Source organism: Bacillus sp. WP8 (assembly GCF_000800825.1).
GTDB lineage: Bacteria > Bacillota > Bacilli > Bacillales > Bacillaceae > Bacillus > Bacillus safensis.
In genome coordinates this window covers 3,188,926-3,213,598 of sequence record NZ_CP010075.1, presented here as the reverse complement: position 1 = coordinate 3,213,598, position 24,673 = coordinate 3,188,926, and the positions used below count along the sequence as shown (strand labels likewise).

The 24,673-nt window shown below is 36.0% G+C and carries 16 protein-coding genes; 13 read left to right on the top strand and 3 right to left on the bottom strand.

The annotated features are described in order from the left end of the window. The first annotated feature begins 219 nt into the window (after positions 1-219). Positions 220-2,850: a glucosaminidase domain-containing protein gene (locus QR42_RS16250; RefSeq protein ID WP_039181902.1), complete on the top strand. Its 2,631-nt coding sequence runs from the start codon at positions 220-222 to the stop codon at positions 2,848-2,850. A gap of 17 nt (positions 2,851-2,867) precedes the next feature. On the opposite strand, the gene QR42_RS16245 is transcribed toward QR42_RS16250, so the two are convergent. Then, positions 2,868-4,058 carry a CDP-glycerol glycerophosphotransferase family protein gene (locus QR42_RS16245; RefSeq protein ID WP_084096443.1) on the bottom strand — a complete coding sequence of 397 codons (1,191 nt, stop codon included), beginning with the start codon at positions 4,056-4,058 and terminating at the stop codon, positions 2,868-2,870. 11 nt (positions 4,059-4,069) lie between these two features. Next, positions 4,070-4,840: a WecB/TagA/CpsF family glycosyltransferase gene (locus QR42_RS16240; RefSeq protein WP_039181899.1), complete on the bottom strand. Its 771-nt coding sequence runs from the start codon at positions 4,838-4,840 to the stop codon at positions 4,070-4,072. Positions 4,841-5,208: 368 nt separating this feature from the next. Here QR42_RS16240 and tagD point away from each other — a divergent pair, with 368 nt between their 5' ends. The 12 genes from tagD (at position 5,209) to tagH (ending at position 23,538) form a co-directional block, all read left to right on the top strand. Next, on the top strand, positions 5,209-5,598 hold the full coding sequence (gene tagD, locus QR42_RS16235) for a glycerol-3-phosphate cytidylyltransferase (protein ID WP_034281137.1): 390 nt from the start codon (positions 5,209-5,211) through the stop codon (positions 5,596-5,598). Positions 5,599-5,693: 95 nt separating this feature from the next. Further along, on the top strand, positions 5,694-7,160 hold the full coding sequence (locus tag QR42_RS16230; RefSeq protein WP_039181896.1) for an alpha-glucosyltransferase N-terminal domain-containing protein: 1,467 nt from the start codon (positions 5,694-5,696) through the stop codon (positions 7,158-7,160). Between the two features lie 48 nt (positions 7,161-7,208). Further along, positions 7,209-9,479 carry a CDP-glycerol glycerophosphotransferase family protein gene (locus tag QR42_RS16225; protein WP_039181893.1) on the top strand — a complete coding sequence of 757 codons (2,271 nt, stop codon included), beginning with the start codon at positions 7,209-7,211 and terminating at the stop codon, positions 9,477-9,479. A 309-nt stretch (positions 9,480-9,788) separates the two neighbouring features. Continuing rightward, positions 9,789-10,994: a glycosyltransferase family 4 protein gene (locus QR42_RS16220; protein WP_039181890.1), complete on the top strand. Its 1,206-nt coding sequence runs from the start codon at positions 9,789-9,791 to the stop codon at positions 10,992-10,994. A gap of 2 nt (positions 10,995-10,996) precedes the next feature. Continuing rightward, positions 10,997-12,292 (top strand): glycosyltransferase, encoded by a 1,296-nt coding sequence (locus tag QR42_RS16215; protein WP_039181887.1) that lies wholly within the window; start codon positions 10,997-10,999, stop codon positions 12,290-12,292. Then, positions 12,289-12,591, top strand: a complete 303-nt coding sequence (locus tag QR42_RS16210; protein ID WP_039181884.1) for a hypothetical protein — start codon at positions 12,289-12,291, stop codon at positions 12,589-12,591. The genes QR42_RS16215 and QR42_RS16210 overlap by 4 nt, the downstream gene beginning before the upstream one ends. Positions 12,592-12,597: 6 nt before the next feature. Next, positions 12,598-14,760, top strand: a complete 2,163-nt coding sequence (locus tag QR42_RS16205; protein WP_039181882.1) for a CgeB family protein — start codon at positions 12,598-12,600, stop codon at positions 14,758-14,760. Between the two features lie 9 nt (positions 14,761-14,769). Beyond that, positions 14,770-16,902: a glycosyltransferase gene (locus QR42_RS16200; RefSeq protein WP_039181879.1), complete on the top strand. Its 2,133-nt coding sequence runs from the start codon at positions 14,770-14,772 to the stop codon at positions 16,900-16,902. 12 nt (positions 16,903-16,914) lie between these two features. Further along, the gene (locus QR42_RS16195; RefSeq protein WP_039181875.1) at positions 16,915-19,587 is read left to right on the top strand and encodes a heparinase II/III domain-containing protein; all 2,673 of its coding nucleotides are present in this window, start codon (positions 16,915-16,917) and stop codon (positions 19,585-19,587) included. Further along, the gene (locus QR42_RS16190; RefSeq protein WP_039181872.1) at positions 19,584-20,861 is read left to right on the top strand and encodes a nucleotide sugar dehydrogenase; all 1,278 of its coding nucleotides are present in this window, start codon (positions 19,584-19,586) and stop codon (positions 20,859-20,861) included. The genes QR42_RS16195 and QR42_RS16190 overlap by 4 nt, the downstream gene beginning before the upstream one ends. Positions 20,862-21,078: 217 nt before the next feature. Then, complete coding sequence (locus QR42_RS16185; RefSeq protein WP_039181868.1) at positions 21,079-21,918, top strand: ABC transporter permease; 840 nt, start codon at positions 21,079-21,081, stop codon at positions 21,916-21,918. Between the two features lie 18 nt (positions 21,919-21,936). Next, positions 21,937-23,538: a teichoic acids export ABC transporter ATP-binding subunit TagH gene (tagH, locus tag QR42_RS16180; RefSeq protein WP_039181865.1), complete on the top strand. Its 1,602-nt coding sequence runs from the start codon at positions 21,937-21,939 to the stop codon at positions 23,536-23,538. 25 nt (positions 23,539-23,563) lie between these two features. On the opposite strand, the gene galU is transcribed toward tagH, so the two are convergent. Next, positions 23,564-24,445 carry a UTP--glucose-1-phosphate uridylyltransferase GalU gene (gene galU / locus QR42_RS16175; protein ID WP_039181862.1) on the bottom strand — a complete coding sequence of 294 codons (882 nt, stop codon included), beginning with the start codon at positions 24,443-24,445 and terminating at the stop codon, positions 23,564-23,566. Between the last annotated feature and the right edge of the window lie 228 nt (positions 24,446-24,673).

Below are 24,673 nucleotides of genomic sequence, written 5' to 3'. Positions count from 1 at the left end.
TATGATACCATATCTTTAATGAGAAATTAATATGATACTAAATCTTTAATGGAAATTTAAGATGATGAAATGATATTTAGGTGAAAAATATCCTGAATATGTCATTTTTCATAGAAAGATATAAATATAATGAGTCTTTTGTTGTTAAAATAATTAGGTGATTCTGTCGATAAAGAGATTAGTAGACTATTATGCAAAGTTAAGAGAGGGACAGGGAACATGAAAAAAACCATCAAGATTATGTTACTCGCAGCTGCCTTTGGTATGACATTACACACGGGTAAAGAAGCGCAAGCAGCCTCCTATGTCGACCAATCCATTTATACGATGAACACCACAAAGGTATTTACAACAGAAGCAGAAGTGAAAAAAGCAGTGGAAACACTGAAGAAGGACAAAAAGTGGACAGCCACTTACCAAACCTCAGGAAATACGTCGAGCTATCAGCTCACTGCCTCAGGATATGAGTCACAAGCAGCAGCGAGTGCAAGTGCAGCTGCATTAAAAAAAGAGGTGGGCATGAGCGGTACGGTGTCTCCAGTAGGTGACCGCCTTCCTTTACAAAAGGTCGTATCTGACCCAGTCAATGATGAAAGTCAGGCGAAAAAGCTCTCACTTGAGCTAACAAAAACATCTGGGCTCAATAGCTCCTATGAAGTTATCAATCAAAGCAGGCCTTCTTATCAGGTCATATCAGGAACCATTGATTCTGAAACGAAAGTGAAAAATATTCAAACCGAGTTGCAAAAGCAGGCAGGCGTCACCAGTACATACCAAACCGAAAACAAAGCTGGCACTGTATATCAGCTGATTTCAAGTGGTATTGTTGGACAAAGTAAGGCGAATACCATTCTGCAAGGTTTTCAGAAGGCATCCGGTTTAAAACCAGTGCTTCAAACGGTAACAGCGGGTAAGCCGTATTACATCGTCACATCCGCTGCACAAGCGAACCAGTCGAAAGCACAGACACTCCTTACTCAGCTGCAAAAAGAAGCAAAAATCAGCGGGAAGATTCAAAAGACAGGTGCCTTAAAAAATGTCTACAGCTTGGAATCAGGCTATTTCAAAGACAACAAACAAGCAGCTTCAGCTGCGGCTCAAATTAAGAAGCAAACCGGTGCTGCAGGTACTGTGCAGCGAGTGGGAAAAACAAAAAATTATATCGTAAAGCTCAATCAATTAAACGATACAGCTTACGCAAAAACGATAGCTTTTTTCAAGAAAAAGAAATGGCGCTACACATCTAAAAAGATTTCTTCTACACAGCCATATCAAGTAGTGACGGGGAATCTTTTAGGAGATGATCAAGCGAAAAAAGCAGCGGCTTTCTTCCAAAAGAAAAAAGTATCTGCGACAACGAAAAAAACAGGCAAGGTATCAGACAGCACATATCGACTCGTCGTCAATCAAGCAGTGGACCAAGCGAAAGTGAATAAAGGTGCTGCATACTTAAAAACGCAGAAGGTGACAAGCAGCATCAAGACAAGTAAGGGACAGGCTGTCAGCAAAACATATAGTCTTAAGACAACACCTGTATTTGAACAAACTAAAGTGAAGCAGGCTCAAGAGATCATCAAGAAAAATGGTATTGCCAGCAGTACAAAAACGCTGACAGAAGCGGTCAAGCAATACCGTATCACGACAGAGCCGACAGTGAATCAGACAAAACTGAATCAAGCACTCAGCTATTTGACGAAACAAAAAATGAAGGCTGCTGCACAAAAAACAGGCGCAGTCGATTATGCTCAATATCAGATCAAAACAGGTGCCATCTCAACAGCTGCACTGCGTGACCAAGGCATGGCATTTTTCAAAAAACGGAATGAAACCGCTGTGTATACAACAACAACGAAACCAACTTACAAAATCAACATTACGCAGCAATTTACAGGATTACCAACTGTAAATGAAGCGATAGCATTTGTGAAAAGCCAATATGGTTGGACTGCCACAGCCGTAAAAATTAAAAATGGCCCAATGGTCATGCAAACGAACTACAACCTCACTGTCAATGAGATGGTAAACAAACAAATGAAGGTGTCACCACAGACAGATGGTGCGGCCTATGTCTATGCAGCATATGTAGACCAAGCAACATCGACAGTGAATACGGATGGCTTAAATGTCCGTTCTACACCTGATTCAAGCTCTGCAAGCAACATTGTCGCACAGCTGAATAAAGGAGCAAAAGTGAAACAGCTTGGAAAAGAAGGAAACTGGATCAGGATCAACCTCGGCTGGAGAAATGCAAGTGCAGCAGAGGTGCAAAAATATGTAGATCCAGCCAATATTGCAGAAGGCACGCAATCTTATTTTCAATTTCTGAAACTCTCTGAAGCTGCGAATCTCAATCCGGCAGAGGTCAATACAAAGATTTTAGCAGGCAAAGGGATTCTTGCTGGAAAAGGACAAGCCTTTATTACAGCAGCAAAAACGTATCATATCAACGAAATTTATCTTATTTCTCATGCGTTGCTTGAAACGGGTAACGGAAGTTCCATTCTAGCGAATGGTACAATGTTTAATGGAAAGAAAGTATATAACATGTATGGCATTGGTGCATATGACAGCAATCCGAATTATCTCGGTGCAAAGTATGCGTATGAACAGCAATGGTTCACACCAGAGGCTGCGATTATTGGCGGGGCAAAATTCATTGGCAACAGCTACATCAATAATGCGACATACAAACAAGATACGATTTATAAAATGCGCTGGTCTGCTACAGCAACTCATCAATATGCAACAGATATTGGCTGGGCTTCTAAGCAAGTCACTCGTATGTATAGTTTGTATAACCTGCTTGATGACTATACGCTGTATTACGATATCCCAGTGTATAACAAATAAAAAAACGTCCGTGCTTCCTATTGAGAAGCCGGACGTTTTTTTTGTAAGAGCAGCTGCTGTTCAATGAATGAAAGGAGCTGCTGACTTGATTGTCCCTTTGAATATTGGTTCCATTCCTCAGCAAAGGTTTTGATTCGTTCTTTATTGGTTGATCCGTTTAGGTGTAAAAGCTCCTGCAAGAGCATGTCCTGTGTGACGCAAGCCTTTCCAGGAATGATGTCTTCATACCGATCAACTAAGCCGCGTTTCTCCCGATAAGTGTCTAAGTCATAAGTGAAGAACAAGACAGGCTTTTCGAGCAGTGCATATTCAAACACAATCGACGAATAATCTGTCACTAGGACATCACAAGCACAAAGCAATGGATAGAGCGGCTGATCGGACACATCAAATATCCATTCACCGTCTGTTCCTGCTTTCGCTAAATGTTTGACTGCAGGATGAAGCTTGACGAGCAGAATATAATCGCCATTCAGCTCAGTTTGCAATTGCTCTTTTGAAAAAGGCAGGACAAGACTGTCCATTGCAAAGTCTCGATAGGTCGGTGTATAGAGCAGGATCTTTTTCCCTTTTGGGATATCATTCAGCTTTAAGGAAGGCTGATGCTGTTCATAGTACAGATCCGTCAGTGGTACACCAGTTGGTAAAAAGCGTTCATCATTGGCTCCAAACGAGGTCTTGAAAATCTCACGCATGTGATCTGAGCCTGTTACGATATAGTCGAAAGACGCATAGACACGTTTGAAGCGCTCGATGTCACGGGGACTTCGTTCAGAATTTGAAGCATCTTCAAGCCCGAACTTTTTCAAAGCGCCATTGGCATGCCATACTTGAATACAGGTGGTAGAAGGCCGTTTTCTAAGCACACTCGTCATGAGAAAGTAATTATCCGTCACGACAACCTTGCTTTTAAACATCGTATACATACATTGAATGAGATGGAGAGGATTTTTTTCATGAAAATAGCGAAATGACAGATGAGGCCCGTCCTTTTCTATCGCAGAAGCATGCTTCGTATAGAGGACAGTAAGCTTCATTGTCATGTTCGCCTGTTGTTGATAAGTATGAATGAGAGCAGCCGCATTCTCTTGGAACGAAACAAGCAGCGTCACCTGGTTTTCACGCGGTTTCACGCCGCTCATCAGCCATCCAATGAAAGAAATAAAAGCTGCGTAACATGAAATCATCATTGAGCGTATATTCATCATTTGTCAGTCTCTTACAGCTGCTTCGTCTGATCCTTTACCTGCTCAGGATAGTAACGTTTTTTCCCTTTGCTTTCCTTCAATACGGCAAAAGCGTACTTAGGAATATTCAGCATTCGTTTCCATCTCCATGGATTCACAATCAATCTATACAGCCATTCTGTATTTGTCTTAATCATCCAGCGTGGTGCACGCTTCACCGTTCCGCTAAATACATCAAAGCTTCCGCCTAAACCGATGCAAACAGCCTGCGGGAATAAATGGCGGTATTCGTAAATAAAGTTCTCCTGGTTTGGATAACCTAATGCAACGAACACCATATCAGGTTTCGAGCGCGCGATTTGCTTCGCTACGAAACGTTTATCAGCTTGATAGCCGTCACAGCTTCCGGCAAGGACCACATTTGGATATTCCGTATCAATTCGCTGTTTCACAGCCTCAAGCACTTCTTTTTTCGCACCATATAAAAAGATTCTTTTAGACTGCTTGTTTGCTAGATCAAGCATAGACATGAAGACATCAAAGCCGGCAATTCTTGACTTAAGCGGACTTTGGGTCATGCGAGACATCAACACGACGCCTACGCCATCCGGCAGTACATAATCCGCAGATGAGACGACTTGATGGTACGCATGATCCTTCATGACGGCATAGCCTATCTCTGGATTGACAGTTGCAATCATGGCGCCTCTTTTCTGAGAAATATGATGCTGGTTCATATAGCTGATAAATTCATCTAAGTCGCCGTTTACATAAGAAAGGTTAGAGACCACTTCTGTTTGCATTGTTTAGACCTCCTTTTTAACTTGTTATCTATGAACGTTCATTGTAAATTCATTCTTCGCCTACTCATCATTTTATCACAGATGCTCCATGAAATATTAACAATAACTTTACAAACCTTTAAATTTCATGACATTTTCATCAATTCAAATGGACGATCCTCTGTGAAACATTGATTCCTCGGACTTTTCCTCCTGCGCCCAATAAATTGGAAATAGTTTGTCTTTACATTTTCTTAACCTTTTATAGGCGTTGTGATATAATGAAGTTCCGAAGAGCGAGAAAATGATCGATGATAATAGGATTACGGATAAACATTACTGCCCTAAAGCAGACGAATAAGGATGAAAGAAAGGAGTTTATGTTTGCAATGAAGAAAGTTATTACTTACGGTACATTTGATTTATTACACTGGGGGCACATTAAGCTGCTAGAACGTGCAAAGCAGCTTGGAGATTACTTAGTGGTGGCCATCTCTACAGACGAGTTTAATTTACAAAAATCAAAAAAAGCTTATCACAGTTACGAGCATAGAAAGCTGATTCTTGAAACCATTCGTTATGTAGACGAAGTTATTCCAGAAAACAGCTGGGATCAAAAAGTCCATGATGTGCAAGAGCATGATATTGATGTGTTTGTGATGGGAGATGACTGGGAAGGCAAGTTCGATTTCTTAAAAGAACATTGCGAAGTCGTTTACTTGAAGAGAACCGAAGGCATCTCGACAACCCAAATTAAAGAAGAAATTGCTGGACTTTAATAGATCAAAAAAGTACTTCTTATCTTTTGGTAAGAAGTACTTTTTCATGTAAAATACAATGAGTAAGTCAACAATATTATGAAGGAGAGCTTCCTTTGTTTCAAAATTGGATGAAGAAAAAAGTTGAAGACACATTTGATCAACCTGAACAACATGAAACAATGGCCTCAGTGGACATGCCTGATATGGACTACTACTTTATTATGGGCGATGTACCAAAACAGGATGAGAGCTTAACGAAGTCTTTAAAGGCAAGAATAGAACCATTAGTTGATCCACATAAACGTACTGCAATTTTAACTTTGAATTATGATGTAAATATGAAGGAACGTATTCACCGCATGGAAGAAATTTTTTCTCCTGAGGTTGAGATCTTGAATGTGTATGAACACTATATTCTACCGGAAAGCGGAAGTAAAAGACGTTACTCGGAATTTATTGTCGGTGAATCATCGCATTCGATCAATGAAGCCGTAATTCCAGCAGAAGAATCCAAGATTCAGGTGACGAGATATGAACGGTCTTCTTCTCCCATTTGTTATATTGAACAGTATAATGAAGAGCGGCAATTGGTGAAAAGGGAAGAATATAATTGGCAGGGCGTTTTATGCAGAGTACAAAGTTTTGTTCCCCATACAGGTGCACTATACTTGGAGGAATTGATCAATGACGATGGCAGTATTTATATGGAGTTCATCTACCATGGAGATGTAAAAAAGAATCCAGTTCGGCATATTAATTGGTATAAAAAAACAGGAATTCAAACATTTACAAAGAAGACGGATATTAAACAATTATGGCTATCCAGCATTCAATCACAAAATGACCGTTTGAAATTGATGATTACAGAAGACCGGGATCAAGACCGCCACTTGTTTAAAATTGAGCAGCCTGAAACAACTTATTATGCTGCATTTGTGCATGACTCACATTATGAGGAAGAGCAGCATCAGCTGAAACCCCAATATGAAGAATTATTTAAACAAATAAGAAAACAGCAAGTGGATGCCGTGTTCTTTGGGGATACTAAGCATAAAGAAGATGTCGAGAAGATTTTAGGAGAACAAGCCTATTTTTATATGATACCTTCTGATAAAATGTCGGTTTGGAATACAGCACTTCATCATATGCTCGAAAATCGTGAGCGTAAAGATGAACTAAGAAGGATTGTGGATTGTACAAAATGGATCTTGCGTGATCTGAGCTCTGAGAACCACGTTCTTCATCTTCAGCTTGAGTTAAAAGATGAAATGAGTCATGCGAATCATGTGCAAATCGATTTTGCAGGATATGATCGAGTGAATGGAGCTGAAATCATTTCTCAAACAATCGATGAAAACCTTTTAGTCAGCTTCCCAATTGGCCATTTTCAAACAAAGAAAAACATTGAAATCAACCAAACGAAATTTGTGGATTTTTACATCCGGTTTAAGACAGAAGATAGGCAAGAAGTCCTGCATCGCCTAGAAGTAGATGAAGAGCTGCTCACCAACAAACCTTCATCGCTAGATGGATGGTCGTATCAAACGAAACAAGGAAACTACTCTTGGAAAGTGAAGTAGCGATACACTAAACAATAAGATTTCTGAAACAGAGGAGATTAACGATTAATGATTGAAGAGGGAATTCATAAGAAGAAGAGTGTCGTTGAAGGGTTAAAAAATCACCATGAGAAACTAGAAATGCTGATTCGCATCCATGATGACATGCCATTAACAGATAGAGAATTTTATTTGTTTATGAGGGAGAGAGTATCAAAACAAGAACTTTTCCTTCCGCTTGTTCATCAAGAAGAGAATCTATTCAAATTGGTATTGAGTGAATCATCGCTGCCGCTTGCGTTAGAACAAGGCCAAACATATAACTTGTATGTCACGGACTATATAAGCACAAACAAAGAAGAGGATGAGGACGAACTTGAGGACTCAGCTTATGATTCTGATACCGAAGAAGAGGAAGAAGAAGTAAAAGAAGCAGATCTCAATACAGATATTGAATCTGAAGAGAAAACGTCAAACTATAAACGCCGTTTAAAAATGGAAATAGAAAAGCCTGAGCTGACTTTTTTAGAAAATAAAGACGCCATGCTGTATATCATTCCATACCGCACAGACAAAGGGAATGCTTCTTTGAAAATTAAGCGTGAGCTAAAGGTTGTGAAATTCAATCATATCGAGCTCAACAAAGGATGTATGTTATCTTTATCCGGGTATGCAGGTGTTCTAAGTGCAGAACATCCATATGAGATCAAAGAAGTAAAACTTCTATTGAAGAAAAATGGTGAAGAACCAATTGAACATCGATTTCCGGTCAATATCACCCATATAAAAGATGAAGTGATCGAATACCGTGATGATCAACATGTACCACAGCTTTATCAATTTTTAGCAGAAGTTCCTTTAGAGGAATTGACCTATTCCTTGAACAGACGCCTTGTATATCGCTTCTATCTTGAATTTATCTGTGATGTGAACGGAGTAGAGGAAACATTAACAACCACTTCTTTAGTGCTTGGAGACCGTTCGAACAAACTCAAAGGACTTGTTCAAATTCATAAACGAAACGATGTACCAATTCGATATGAAGTGTACCGAAAGAAAAAAAGACAAACGCTTGGCATCCGTATTAATGATTACACCATGAAAACACGTGCCAAATATTACGTCAAAAGCAAGTGGAAGAAATTCAAAAAGAAGATCAGTAAAATCAAAAAAGTCCGTAACCGCCTTGTGACAAGAACGTTTAAAACGACCTTTAAACTGGCGAGTAAGCTGTCTGTGAAAAAGAAAACCGTTGTTTTTGAAAGCTTTAACGGAAAACAATTCAGCTGTAATCCGCGTGGTATTTATGAGTATATGAAAGAAAATCACCCTGAATATACGCTGATCTGGAGCGTTAAAAAGGGTCATGAAGCACCGTTTAAGGAAAAAGGCATCTATTATATCAATCGTCTGTCATTGAAATGGATTTTTGCGATGGCAAGAGCCGAGTATTGGGTCGTAAACAGCCGTCTGCCGCTATGGGTTCCAAAGCCAGATCACACAACATACTTGCAGACTTGGCATGGTACGCCGTTAAAACGACTGGCAATGGACATGGACGAGGTGCATATGCCTGGAACAAACACGAAGAAATACAAAAAGAATTTCACGAAAGAAGCATCAAATTGGGATTATCTTATCTCTCCTAATGCCTACTCGACTGAAATCTTTACACGTGCGTTCCAATTTCAAAAGACCATGATTGAGTCAGGATATCCGAGAAATGACTTTCTTCATAATCAAAACAATGAAGAAACAATGAGAGCACTGAAACAAAAAATGAACCTGCCGCTCGATAAAAAATTGATCTTATACGCACCGACATGGAGAGATGATCAATTTTATAAAAAAGGACAGTACAAATTTGATTTAGACCTTGATCTGCATGAGCTGAGAGCTGCAATCGGAGATGAATATATCATCATTCTGCGTATGCACTATCTAGTTGCTGAAAACTTTGATTTAGGACCATATGAAGGCTTTGCCTATGACTTCTCTCATTACGAAGACATTAGAGACCTTTATATGATTTCTGATCTGCTCATTACAGATTACTCATCTGTGTTCTTTGATTATGCAAACCTCAAACGTCCGATGCTGTTCTATGTGCCAGACATTGAAACCTATCGTGACAAACTCAGAGGCTTCTACTTCGACTTTGAACAAGAAGCACCTGGACCACTTGTTAAAGAAACAGCAAGTGTTATTGACTGGGTCAGAGAAACAGAACAGCCGACCTTTAAACTACCAGAATCATTTGCGCCGTTTTATGAGAAATTCTGTTACTTAGAGAGCGGAGAGTCGTCAAAGCGAGTTGTGGAGACTGTTTTTAATTATTAAATATGATATTGAAGGCATAAATCACTTTATACACGTTTTTTGTGTATTTTGACTGATTTATGCTTTTTTCTTTGAGCGAAACACCAACCTTGAACCCATTTCTTTTTTAATTGTATTCAAAGTTTACGAGAAAAAAGAATTATTTTTATCAGTTTTTATTTGCAATTGGATAGAATTTTAGGCTTAAGTATTGAAAAAATTGTTGTTTTTACACATGTGAAAACCTATAATTGTTTGTATAATAGAGAATTTGTTAAAATATGAATCTGTTTCTAAAATTGTCGTCAATTGAAAGTGAAGGGGATCATTTTGTCCAAAAAAATTTTGCTTATCACTCAAAACTTCTACCCTGAAATTGGTAGTGCTGGTAATAGGCTTAAAAATATATATTTAATGCTCCAGAGAAAAGGATATGATGTTAGAGTTTTAACAACTTACCCAAGTTATCCTGAAAAGGACTTCTATCATAATGATAAGTTTTGGGATGAGGAAGAATTAAATAGTGAAGATAAGAGAATTATAAGAGTTGCAGTGAAAAATAAGAAATATGCATTTAGTTTTATAAATAGACTTATTTATTATCTAGAAATCATGTCGAGAATGATCATATTTATTTTTAGAGATAAAAATAAATATGATCTAATTTATGTTACAACCCCACCAATATTTGTCGCATTTTCGGGAGTAATTGCAAAACACAAGTATAAGTCAAAAATGATTTTAGATATAAGGGATTTGTGGCCAGACTCATTAAAGGGTGTGGGTGTCTTTAAACATTCCTTAATTATTTGGTTTTTCAAAAGAGTTGAAAAATATATTTATAAAAAATCTGATCACATCGTAATAAATAGCAAAGGATTCCAAAATCATTTGATGGATCAAAAAGAGAAAATAACATTCATTCCAAATTCAGCAAGAAAAGAAGAGTTACCTAACAATGATAAGAAAACAACAGAACAATTTACGGTTGTTTTTGCTGGTAATTTGGGGTTAGCCCAAGATATAAACGTCTTTGAGAATATTATAGAGAAACTTAAAGACCATGATATTAAAGTGATAATAATCGGTTATGGGGTTAATAAACAAAAGCTTGAGAAATCTATAGCTGAAAAAAATTTTCAACATGTTGAATTCATTATACCAGTGTCAAGAAAAGAATGCCTGGAAATAATGGCACAATGTGATGTTGGTATAGCAACTCTTAATCACTCGGTTATCTTTGAGACAGTGCTCCCAGGGCGTATTATAGACTATTTAAGTTGTAAGTTACCTGTAGTTGCATCGGTCTCAGGCTATTCAAAAGAGTTAATTGAGCGAGAAGAAGTTGGATTAATCGCAAGTACGAAAACTAGTAATGAAATGGTTTCTCATATTCTTCATTTATATAACAATCCTAAACTAGTTGAATCAATGAAACGTAATTGCGGTACGTTTATTGAAAAAAACTTTTTGTGGGATAATAATATACTGATATTAGATGAATTAATAAAAAAAATAATAAAAAAGGTTAATTAGTCATGAAAAAAAATATATGTATGTATGTTTGGAACCACTTTACAAATGATGCTAGAGTAATGAGAGAATGCACAGCATTGTCAGAAAAAGGATACACTGTAGACTTAATTTGTATCCATGATCCGTCAATGAAAGATTTAAAGAGATATGAAGAAATGAATGACGGGTTTCATGTTTATCGAGTGAAGAGATTCCCACAATGGTTAGTATTATTTCAGACCATAATTAAATTGTTGAAAAGTAAAAAATATCTTTTATTTTTTATTTTTTTAATTTGGATTTTGAGCGTATATTACCAGCCGTTATACACGAGTATAGTTACAATTTTCTTAATACTTTTATTAAAAACGAAAATAAAAACTTTAATTATTCGAGGAAGCATTTTATGCAGAATGATATTGAAGGGTTTTAATAATAAATATGATTTTTATCATTCTAATGATTTGAATACATTACTGCAAGGAGTTATATGCTCTAAGTTTAGACTAAATAAGAAAAAACTAATCTATGATTCACATGAAGTTCAAACTAGTCGTACAGGATATGATAGTAAATTCTACGGAGTGATGGAAAGTTTTCTTTTAAGATTTGTTGATCAAATGATTGTAGAAAATCATACAAGAGCAGAATATAATAAAAATCTTTATGGATTTTACCCTAAGGTAGTTCACAACTACCCGTTTGTTCAAAATAAATCATTAGATCAAGTTAATTTACACAAAATTTTAGGAATTTCAGCAAAAGAAAAAATATTGTTGTATCAAGGAGGAATTCAAACCGGCAGAGGTTTAGAAAATTTAGTGAAAGCTGCTCCATATTTTACAGAAGGAATTTTGGTTTTTATTGGAGATGGGCGTATTAAAAATGAACTTATTCAATTGACTGAAGAAATGGATCTTTCTCATAAAGTTAAGTTCCTTCCAAAGGTTCCTTTAGCAGACCTCCCTAAATATACAAAGAATGCATATTTAGGTTTTCAAGTTCTTAATAATGTCTGTTTTAATCATTATTCAGCTTCTTCAAATAAATTATTTGAGTATCTAATGAGCGGAGTACCAGTAGTTGCTTGTAATTTTCCAGAGATAAAGAAAGTAGTTGAAGGTAACAACGTAGGAATTTGTATTGATTCTCATGATCATGAGGAAATTGCTAAAGCAGTAAATTATATGATTGAGCACCCTGAGAAAACTGCTGAATTTAGTAAAAATGCTTCTGAAGCTAGCAATCAGTACAACTGGGAAAACGAAAAGGAAAACTTCACGCGCATCTACGAATCATTAGGAGGAGAGTCTGTTTGAAAAATGAAATTGACTACAGAGCAAAAAGTGTAGAATTAGAAAGAGAGTTAGTTATTTTGAAGAAAAGGATGCTTCGATATATAGCTGCCATGAAAGAGATAAACAATGAAGCGTTGTCTCATGACAAAATAGATGTTTTTAATGGTAAAGAAAAAGATCAGTTACTCTCTAGGTTACGCAGGGTAGAAAAGCAATTAGAAGTTACCGAACGAAAACTCTCTGCTATGCAGAATTCAACATTAGGTAAATTGACGTTAAAGTATTGGAATTTACGTAAACGGTTGAGAAGAGGGGTATAAAAGGAAATGAAATTATTAGAACTACAGAAGGAGCTGGAAAGCTTCGAAACACAGTTAATAAGAGAGCTGAAGCCAGAAGTTATTGAGGGGGATGAGCTAGTTAATGCGAGTCTCTGGTTTACTGCTAATGATACTTCTGTTGAAACGTTTAATCAAGGTGAAAAATTTATCATTGCAACAAATAAAAAAGAGAAGACTTATCTTTCATTCAAAGAGAAGAATAATAGTTTTAAGATACTCCCTCAACAAGAAATACGGATATATCCAGAGGAAAGAATCAGTGTTGATTTTAGGGTCAAGACATATGGAGATATCAGTGTTTATTTAATAGCGATTGAATATGATGAAAGTAAGAAACTAGGTACTGAAGTAGTGAGACCTAATCAATTGAAAAGATTTATCACCTCAAAAAACTCGAGGAATCTGAGAATCGCTTTAAAAATTTCAGGAGAAGGTTTTATTGTTGTTGAAAGAATGAGAATTACTAGAAACCTAGATTTTGATGCCTCATCTTTTTCGAGAATGGACTTATTCCAACATCATACTCCTCGCCATGTTTCAAAACCTCTTAAAGAATATAAGGTTGCATGTATTTTTGATGAATTCAGCATGACTTGTTTTAAAGAACAAGTGAAGCTCATTCCCTTTACAAAAGATAATTGGAAAGAGGTATTGACACAAACTCCGCCGGATGTACTCATCGTTGAATCTGCATGGAAAGGTAATTTTGGTTCATGGGAGTATATGATTGGAAAGTATAATAATCAAGACCAAAGCGAACTTATTGCGCTAGTTGAATGGTGTAAAAAAAGGGGGATTCCAACTGCATTTTGGAACAAGGAGGACCCGATTCACTTTGAAAAATTCATTCATTCAGCACAACTTTTTGATCATGTATTTACAACTGATCAAAATATGATAAGTGAATACGTAAAGGTTCTTGGGAGACCTACAGTGTATGCTTTACCTTTCTCAGCAGAGCCTAAACTGCATAACCCTATTCAATTAAAGGAGAATAGAATAGATAAGATTTGCTTTGCTGGTTCTTATTATGCAAACAGACATGAAGATAGAAAGAGAGACATGGAGAAAGTGCTGGATATTGCTGCTGAATTCGGTTTGGACATCTATGATCGAAACTATACCTTAAATCAAAAAAAAGAAGGAGATTTTAGTTTTCCTGAAAGGTTTCAACAAAGTATTAAAGGGAGCTTGAAATATGATGAAATAGCGAAGGCTAATAAAGGCTACAAGGTAATGTTAAATGTCAATAGTGTCAAAAATTCACCAACCATGTTTTCAAGGAGAGTATTCGAGGGGTTAGCCAGCGGGACCCCTATATTAAGCAGTTATTCAGAAGGTATTAAAAGAATCTTTAAAGATATTGTCATGATATCAGAAGATGAAGAGACATTAAGGCAACATTTGAAATCAGTGTTTAATGACGAAACCTTCTATAGAAGCAAATCAATGGAAGGAATTAGGGAAGTGCACTTAAATCATACCTACAAACATAGGCTTACTTATATGTTAGAAAAATTTGGATTTGATTTGGAAGAGGAAGAGAAGACTGTTGCAGTTATTTCAGTTGTGCGCTCCAAGGAAGAAGCATATCAAGTGATTAATCTGTTCAGAAAACAATCTTATGAAAATAAGAAACTCATCTTGCTATTGGATTTGTTCGATGGATATATTGATATCTTAAATCAATTTAATAATGTTAACGTCACTGCTTATGTTCTCTCGTACATGGATCATTATGACCGAATCGAGCACCTTGTTGATTCAGACTATGTCTCATATTTCTCACCTAATCATTTTTATGGGGAAAATTATTTGCTAGATTTATTGATTGCAACAGAATATAGTCAAGCTGAAATCATAGGGAAAGCAAATCATTTTGTTGGTGATGAAGGCGAAATTCATGAAGTAGGGCAGGGCGCAGAGTATGTGTATGTCAGTGACTTGAATATCCATAACTCTTTACTTCATAGACGAGTCTTTAAAGGAGTAGAACTAGTGAAAGTTATTTCAGATTTTCAAAACAATATCTCTTTGTATTCGTACTTTAAGCAGGGGTATAGGCTTTTCAGTTCTGATAAGTTCAACTTTGTAAAAAATCCTTCTTCAAATTCAACTGAAAAAATTGAGAATACTATAGAAATTTAGGTGGTTAGCATGAGGAAATTAAAGGTTCTTATATATGGTGATGTAGACTTGAACATAATGGATGGTTCGGCAGTTTGGCTGACATCTTTGGCAAATGTATTTAGTTCAGATGTAAATATAAAGGTAGATGTCATACTTAAGGCTCCTATTGTTAAAACTCAACTTATACAATCTCTAGAGGGGCTATCTACAGTTAATGTGATTGAGACGTTTAAAGTATTCTCTCATAGAACATTTGAAAGTCGAAAGAGAATGAATGTATTAGAAGCAAGAGAAGTTATTGAAGAAATGGATTCCACCAACCATTACGATTTAATAGTTGTAAGAGGGAAAAACATTGTCAATGAACTTGCTCAAAGCAGCCTTACTCAAAAAATTATTCCTTATGTGACGGATTTTAATCATGATCAAGAGTCTATTATTAGATCGGAAATTTCCCAATTAAGAGGTTTCTATGACGTATATCCGTATATGTTTGTTCAAACGAACAGTATGAAAGAAACTTTAAAATCCATACTGAATGTCAATGGTGAGAAATTTAAACTCCTTTCGCCTATGATTCCTAATTATAAAGGTAACCCGTCTTTTAAAAATGAAAATAATTCATTAATTTATGCAGGTAAATTTGCCGAAGATTGGTATACAGAAGAAATCCTTGATGCATTCTTGGAAATCAGAAAGTTAGATTCTACCATTAGTTTAAATATAGCTGGAGACAAATTTCAAGGTGCTCTTAGAGACAGAAGAGATGAAATTATAACCAGACTGGAAAACGAAAATGGGGTCAACTGGAGAGGGGCAATCTCAAGGAGTGAGGTTCAAGATTTACTCGATCAATCCGATATAGGGATTGCATGGAGAAGCAGCTTGATCGATAATGATCAAAGTGTTGAGTTGTCTACTAAATTACTGGAATATGGGAGAATGGGGAAGCCAATTCTACTTAGAAGAACAAAGCTTCATGAAGAGGTATTGGGGAAAGATTATCCAATGTTTGTGGACACCCTAGGAGATTTTGTTGAAGCAACAATGGAGCTCTTATATAATCGCAAACTTTATAAAAAGAGTGCAAAAGCAGTTTATGAAGCATGTGAAAAATATACTTTTAAAGAAGTGTATGAAGTATTAAAACCTCTGATTTGGAGCTTTTATAAGGGGAAAACCAAAATCGTATTTGCTGGTCATGACTTGAAATTTTTAAAGCATACAATAGCTCACTTCGAAAATCATTCCTCTTACGATGTGGAAATTGATCAGTGGAAGGGTCATAATAATCATGACCTTAATAAATCTAAAAAATTAAGAGATTGGGCAGATATTGTTTTTTGTGAGTGGGGATTAGGCAATGCTGTTTGGTACTCTCAAAATAAAAGAGAAGGTCAGAAACTAGTTGTTAGAATGCATCGACAAGAGATAGACACAGATTATCCTAGTCAATTTAATTTTGAAAATATTGATCGTTTTATTGCAATCTCACCATATATCTTTGAAGAATTCTCAAGAGTTTGTAAGATTCCAAGAAGCAAGATGACTATGATTTTTAACATGATTGACACAAAAGCATTTAATCAACCGAAAGAGAATCTTAAAGAACTCAATTATAATTTAGGTGTTTGCGGAGTACTCCCTTCCTCTAAGAGATTGGATAAGGCAGTGGATATTTTAGAAACTCTTTGGAGTATTGATAAACGTTACAAACTTTACGTGAAAAGCAAACTTCCCAGCGATCTGCCCTGGTTGAAAAATCGTCCTGAAGAAATGCGGTATTTCGATAATTTATTTGATAGAATAAAGCAAGCACCGTGGGGTAAAAATGTTATTTTTGAAAAACATGGGAATGATATGGTTGAATGGTTCCGTAAAATTGGATATGTATTATCAACCAGTGACTTTGAAAGCTTTCATCTTGCCCCTATGGAAGGTATGGCAACTGGTAGTATCCCAGTTGTTTTACATTGGAGAGGCTCTGAAACAATTTATCCAAGTGATTATATTTTTAAAGATAAAGCAGCAGCAGCAAATTATATTGTTAGGAATAAAGCTACTGAAAATCAAGCTTCTAGAAAGATTTTCCCTGCAGAAAATTATGATGTTCAAGTTATTAATAATAAAATTGAGTCCTTAGTTGCTAATTTGCTTTAATGGGGGATACATGTGAACAATCTAAACAAAGATTTTCTTAACGAAAGAGAACAAAAGCTCTTATCCATTCTTCCCAAGAGTAGAAATAGAGACCCCATTTCTACTGCTAATACAATTTTAGAAAATAATCTTTATACTATTCCGCCATTTGGTTTGCGTGATTACTCTCAAGGCGTGGACTGGACAGCAAAAGAGTCAAGAAGTTTCCTTAGATTGCTTCATGGACTTACTCCATTAGGGTGTCTTACTGAAGCTTTTGAACGTACTGGCAATATAAAATATTTGGTTAAAGGATTAGAATTCATATTGGATTGGAGCAGCACCAACGAATATTCTGAAACTTCGAAGACAATGGCGTTCCATGATGAAACTACTGCTCTAAGACTTCAGTATATTTTAAGGTTCTATATAGTGGGCCATCCTCATATTCATTCTTCTGACCAAGAAAAACTAGCGGAAATAATGGCGTTTACTAGCAACTTATTAGCTAATGAAAACTTCCATTCAACGAACACCAATCATGGAATGTTTCAAGACATTGCGTTGTTGCAATATAGCTATTACAAAAATGATGAAGAAAAAAAAGAGCTGGCATTAAGAAGGCTGTTAAAGTATTTTGAACATGTCTATACAAACGAAGGAGTGCACAAAGAGCATTCACCTGCGTATCATTTGGTAGTATCAAATAACCTAAAGAAAACCATTGATTTCATAAAGGATATTAATTTTAATCTTAGTAATACTTTGAATGAAATATTCTCAAAAACTGAAGAATATGCAACATTTATACTAAAGCCAGACAGCTCACTTCCACCTTTAGGAGATACTGAAAGTAAACCAATAAAGGAAACAGGCCTAATGGGTTTATATCAAGGAGATTCATTCTTGTTTTCTTCGTCTAAAGGGAATAATGGAAACCCCCCGGAAGAATCGTGTAAGGTATTCAAAGAGTCAGGTTACGCTATATTTAGAGATAATTGGTTAAAAAAAGAGAAAGCTACTTACGTTTTATTTAACGCTGCTTATCATGGTAATTATCATAAACATAGCGATGATCTTGGGTTATTTATTTATGCAAATGGAGATTTGATATCTGAGGCTGGCCCCAATGGGTATAATTATTCAGATCCGCTAACCCAATATGCTTATTCTTCATACGCACATAATGCCCTAATTGTAGATGGAGTGGGTCTTGTACGTACGGATGGTCAATACGATAAGGTATTTATTGAAGATTATGTTATTGCAGATGATTATGCTGAAGTAACTGGAATTAATGAACGATATGAAGATGTAACCCATAAGAGAAATGTGTCGTTTATGAAAAGGGATCAAGTGATTCAAGTAAAGGATACTGTTATTTCTGAAAAAAGACATAATTACAAACTTTTATGGCAAGTAGCTATTGGAGTAGATGTTCATTTAAGAGATCACATGGTTGAACTTTTTAGAGGCAGTGAGAAAGTAGCTGAAATAGAATTTGTGGCTGAGGTTCCTTTTAAAGTTTCTAAGTGTGCTGGTCAGAAAGAGCCTATGGTGAAAGGCTGGATGTTCAGTAAAATGGAAAATGCAGTTCCTTCTACAGTTTTGGAAGTGGAGTTTGAAGGAAATACATGTGAATTTGAAACAATTTTCAGGCTGAGTGAATTTAAAATCCAAACTCCAGTACCTCCATTTTGTTTAGAGGCTGAGTTTAGCAGTATGAGAAATGTACGATATTACTTTCAGGAAGCCAAGAATGAAAAGTTAAAAGACAAATTAGTTATTATCTTTTCAAGCCTTACTGAAAAAAATAAGTTTAGGTACAACTATATTAGAACGTTAGAAAACTTGAATGTTAATAAACTGTTCATCTTAGATGATTTTGGAGATCAAGGTGCCTACTATTTAGGAAGAAATAAAGATTTCTCAATAGAAACAACTGTAAATTCCTTAATTCAATATTTTCAAAGAAAACTTAAAATTTATAATGAAAACATTACAATGGTTGGGTTATCTAAAGGTGGATATGCCGCTATTTACTTTGGAGTTAAGAATTATGTAGGCAATGTTATAGCAGGGTCACCTCAAAGTAACTTAGGACATTTTCTAATAAATCAAGCGAAGCATCCAAATATTGCTTCTTATATCTCTGGAAGAGCTGAGAAGGCAGATCAAGTCTATTTAGACGAACTTCTTTACAAGGTAATACAGCAACCTTCCGATGTTTCCCCATATATAAAAATCATGGTTGGAAGTAAGGACCATTATCTTAAAAATCATGTTGAGCCCCTTGTAGCGGCACTTCAGGAAAGAAAGTTCAAGGTATCTTTACAGATTGAGCAAGGCATAGATCATGAAGGGTTAAAAGATCACTTTCCTAAATATCTTATGGATACAATTGTGAGTCGTTTAGGAATAGAGTATAAGGTTCCTGAGATTAAGAGCTCGAATATTAGTTATTCAAATTCATTGCTCAACATAATGTGTAATGTTTCAGGGGATCAATTGAATTTTGCATATTATATATACAAAGATAAAGAAGTTATAGAAAAAATAATGTATGGTCCGAAATCAAAAACTACGTATTATGTAAAAGAACCTGGTGTATATAAGGTTAGAATTTTTGTTCGTGATCAGTTTGGCAACAAGGTTACACAGTATACTAATGAATTAGTCATAAACCAATTGGAGGATACAAAATGAAAATTTGTACAGTAGGATTAGGATATATTGGATTGCCTACATCAATTATGTTTGCAAAATATGGAGTTGAAGTAGTAGGTGTAGATGTTAACGAAACAGTCATTGAATCATTAAATAAAGGGGAAATTCATATTGAGGAACCAGGTCTCCAAGAAGCCCTTGAAGATGTAATTGCTTCTGGTAAATTCCGTGCATCCGTTTCACCTGAAAGTGCAGAGGCATTTATCATTTCTGTTCCAACCCCTAATAATGATGACGAATATAAATCTTGTGATTTGTCTTACGTATTGAGTGCTGTAAGGAATACTATTCCATTCTTGAAAAAGGGAGACGTGCTTATTGTCGAATCAACCATAGCCCCTCGCAGCATGGATGACCATGTAAAACCTTTAGTAGAGGGAGCTGGTTTAACAGTAGGGGAAGATATTTATTTAGTCCATTGTCCAGAAAGGGTTTTACCAGGACAAATCATGCATGAATTGATTCATAATAACCGAATCGTGGGTGGAGTAACCCCGGCTTGTACAGAAGCTGGCGCAAAAATATACAGTACCTTTGTTCAAGGTGAAATTATTAAGACGAATGCGAAAACTGCTGAAATGTCAAAATTGATGGAAAATACATTCCGTGACGTGAATATAGCTCTTGCAAATGAATTAACAAAAATCTGTAACGGGCTAGATATCAATGCATTAGAAGTTATTGATATGGCAAATAAACACCCACGTGTAAATTTACATACTCCTGGCCCGGGTGTTGGTGGACATTGTTTGGCAGTAGATCCGTACTTTATTATAGCTAAAGCTCCTGAGAGTGCTAGGTTAATAGATACTTCTCGCTCAATTAATACTTCTATGCCTTATTATATTGTTGAAAATGTAAATAAAATTATGGAAAAGTCTGATGGGAAAATCATCACTATTTTTGGTTTGACATATAAAGGTAACGTTGATGATATTAGAGAAAGTCCAGCTATGGAAATACTACAACTACTTAAACAACAAAAAAGATATGAAGTTAGATCTTATGACCCGCATGTTGAAAAAGATTTTGTTATGCATGATATTGAAGAAGCTACTGAAGATGCAGATTTAATCTTGATATTAACTGATCATGATGAGTTTGTTGAATTAGATTGGGACAAGCTTTCAAAAATGTCTAATAAACAAGTGCTGGATACTAAAAATGTAGTGAAGAATCGTTCAAGTGAATTTGATTATATCAATTTGGGCAATTTATATACAGCCATCCCAAAAGAGAATGTATTAATTTAAGCAATATACTGTAAAAGTCTTGAGCTTGTAGATACTGTCTATAAGCTTTTTTGTTTTAATAGCCAATTACAATTCTTTAAATAGCATTCAATTTATATTTACAGTTGATGATTCTAGGATATTTGATTTAAGATGAAAAAATTAATGTAATCTGTTACAATTAAGAGCAGTGTTTTGAAATAGATTATGCCAATAATTAAATTTAAGGACGATTATTATGAATGCAATGTTTAAAATTCTTAAAGAGCAATTCAATTCAACCACTTTAATTTTTAGACTGGCTATTTATGAAACAAAGTCTAAATATCAGCTTAATTATTTAGGTGTTTTTTGGCAATTATTGAATCCATTAATTCAAATCATGGCTTATTGGTTTGTGTTTGGTTTAGGTCTTAGAGGATCTGGAAGAACTGCAGAAATGGCAGATGGTTCTCATGTAAGTATACCTTTTCTTATATGGATGCTGGCTGGGTTAATTCCATGGTTTTTCATTAGTTCGACCATTACAGAGGGTGCAAATAGTGTTTTTAAGCGTATAAATTTAGTATCGAAAATGAATTTTCCAATTAGTGCACTGCCTTCTGTTGTCATAACATCAAATTTATTTAGCTATTTTTTAATGATGGGTATCTATGTAATCATGCTCATTTCTCATGGAATATATCCCGATGTTCATTGGATTCAATATATATATTATTTTATTTGTTTGATAACGTTTATGTTTGCTTTCAGCCTGTTTAATTCAACTATTAGTGTCCTTGTTCGTGATTACCAAAACTTGCTGCAATCCTTGACAAGACTTCTAATGTTTTTGCTGCCTATTTTATGGGATATTGGAGATAAGTTCACCGGGAAGTATGAATGGATTGCGACTACGTTAAAGCTAAACCCTTTATATTATATTATTGAAGGATTTAGGAAAAGTTTTCTTAGAGGAGAATGGTTTTACAATGATCTGAAGTATACGCTTTATTTTTGGTTGATTACTTTACTTCTCTTAACAATCGGTTCGTTACTTCATATGAAATTTAGGGATAAATTTGTCGATTTTCTTTAAAAGTAAGGAGATTATACGATGAAACTAAAGGTTTCGTTTAGAAATGTATCCAAGCAGTATTTTTTGTATAAAAAACAGTCAGATAAAATAAAAGGGCTGTTTTTACCTAATAAAAATGATAAAGGATTTTTTGCTGTTCGTAATGTATCTTTTGATGTATATGAAGGCGAGACGATTGGTTTTGTAGGGATTAACGGATCTGGGAAATCGACAATGTCGAACCTTCTAGCGAAAATCATTCCACCGACAAGTGGTGAAATTGATATGGACGGCCAGCCATCGCTAATTGCCATTGCAGCAGGGCTGAACAACCAATTAAGTGGGAAAGATAACATTCGCTTAAAATGCTTAATGATGGGACTGACGAATAAAGAGATAGACGAGCTTTATGAAAAAATCGTAGAGTTTGCCGATATTGGTGACTTTATTGACCAGCCTGTAAAGAGCTATTCAAGCGGAATGAAATCCCGTCTTGGTTTTGCCATTTCAGCACATATCGATCCAGATATCCTTATTATTGATGAAGCACTGTCTGTCGGAGACCAAACCTTCTATCAAAAATGTGTGGACCGCATTACAGAATTCAAAGAACAAGGAAAGACGATCTTTTTTGTCAGTCACTCCATTAGTCAAATCCAAAAAATCTGTGATCGGGTAGCTTGGATGCATTATGGTGAGCTTCGTATGTTCGATGATACGAAAAAGGTCGTGAAAGAGTATAAGGAGTTTGTTGATTGGTTTAACAAGCTTTCCAAGAAAGAGAAACAAAAATACCAAATGGAACATAAGGAAGGCAGAAAAGGGATACAAAAGACAGAAAAGGTGTCTCGTTATCAAGATAACGGAAAACGGCGCCCATTGTTCGGCCCCGCATTTCAAGTGACAGTTTTAGCGGCCTTAACGATATTGCTTGCCTTATCAATGTTTTCGGATCGCCCGCTTCGTACACTGGCGACATTTGGTGCAATCCCATCAGATAAGATAGAAGCGCCTCAGTCGAAGAACCCGGAAACGAAGGGGGCGCCCGATATGAAAAAGGTGGATCAACAGATGATTGTCACGGCTGATCCACTCAAGGTTTACAAAGACCAAGCCATGAAAAAAAAGGCTGATGTCACTTTGCCATTTGGACAAGAAGTACAGGCTGTGGCTGAAAATAAACAAACCGTTCAAATTAAAACAGCGTCAGACACGTATTTTGTTAAACCTGATGCGCTTCAAAATGCAGAGGATTTAAAGTCATTATCTATTGGACCAGGACAGTTTAATTCCTATGTATCGCCTGCATCGGCAGGTTCGTATGAGTATTTACTCTCTTTCCTTGGGAAAGAAGAATCTGTGCTAAAGCAGAGAATGCAAATGCTGAGTTCAGTCAAAAGTGAGCAAGGAGATAAGATGGAACGATTGACCACAGAGAAAACCGATTATGTTATTCAAAAGGGTCAGGCAAACTCCGTTGTGTTTCGCGACATTATGCCAATCTCTCCTTTCACACTTGAACTGACAGAACAGAATGTCTGGATGAATGAGAAACGAACAAAATTCGCAGTGAAGGGCGAAAAGAATCTGTTTGTCATTGATAATGAACAGCATACATTGACTATTTCGTTGATCAAATAAAAAGCTGCCGATGTCGGCAGCTTTTTTAATTCACTTCTTCTTTTTCGAGAAGCTGTTTCATAAATGGAATGAGTTTCTTTTTTAATTCTTCATCCTGAAGAGCAAACTCAAGCGTTGTTTCAATGAAGCCTTGTTTCTCGCCGACATCGTATCGTTTTCCTTCGAAATCATAGGCGAATACGCGCTGGATGTCATTTAGCTTTTGAATGGCATCTGTCAGTTGAATTTCTCCGCCTGCACCAATCTCTTGCTGTTCAAGGTACATAAAGATCTCTGGCGTGAAAATGTAGCGCCCTAAGATGGCTAGGTTCGATGGTGCTGTTCCTTGCGGCGGCTTTTCAACAAAGTTTTTGACTTGGTAGCGGCGCCCTTCTTGTGTAAGTGGGTCGATGATCCCGTAGCGATGCGTATCGCTGTCCGCTACTTGCTGAACACCGATGACAGATGAAAGAGTTTGTTTATATTCATCCATCAGCTGGCGAAGCCCAGGTGTTTCGGCTTGAACAATGTCATCACCTAATAAAACAGCAAAAGGCTCATCACCAATAAAATTGCGTGCGCACCAAACAGCATGTCCAAGACCTTTTGGTTCTTTTTGACGAATGTAGTGAATATCAGCAATGTTAGAAGATTTTCTTACTTTTTCTAACAGTTCCTTTTTCCCTTTTTCCTCTAGGTTACGCTCAAGTTCTGGAGCAAAATCAAAATGATCTTCAATTGCCCTTTTTCCTTTTCCAGTGACGATAATAATGTCTTCGATTCCTGATTCAACAGCTTCTTCAATAATATATTGAATGGTTGGTTTATCAACGATTGGGAGCATCTCTTTAGGCATGGCTTTTGTTGCAGGAAGGAAACGTGTCCCGAGACCTGCAGCTGGTATAATGGCTTTACGTACTTTTTTCAATGTATTTTGCACCGTCCTTAAATACTGATGTGAAAATTAAGAGAATACCACTAAATTCTACCTTACTTTTAAAAGTAATCAAATAATTTTATGATGTTTAAAGTAATTTTAATAGAAAATTGTAAATATAAACAATCGGATCTGTGAAAATTTTATTAATTTTATCATGGTTAGTTTATCATTTAAAGAGATCTTTTGTATAATAAAAACAATATGTATTGATGGAAA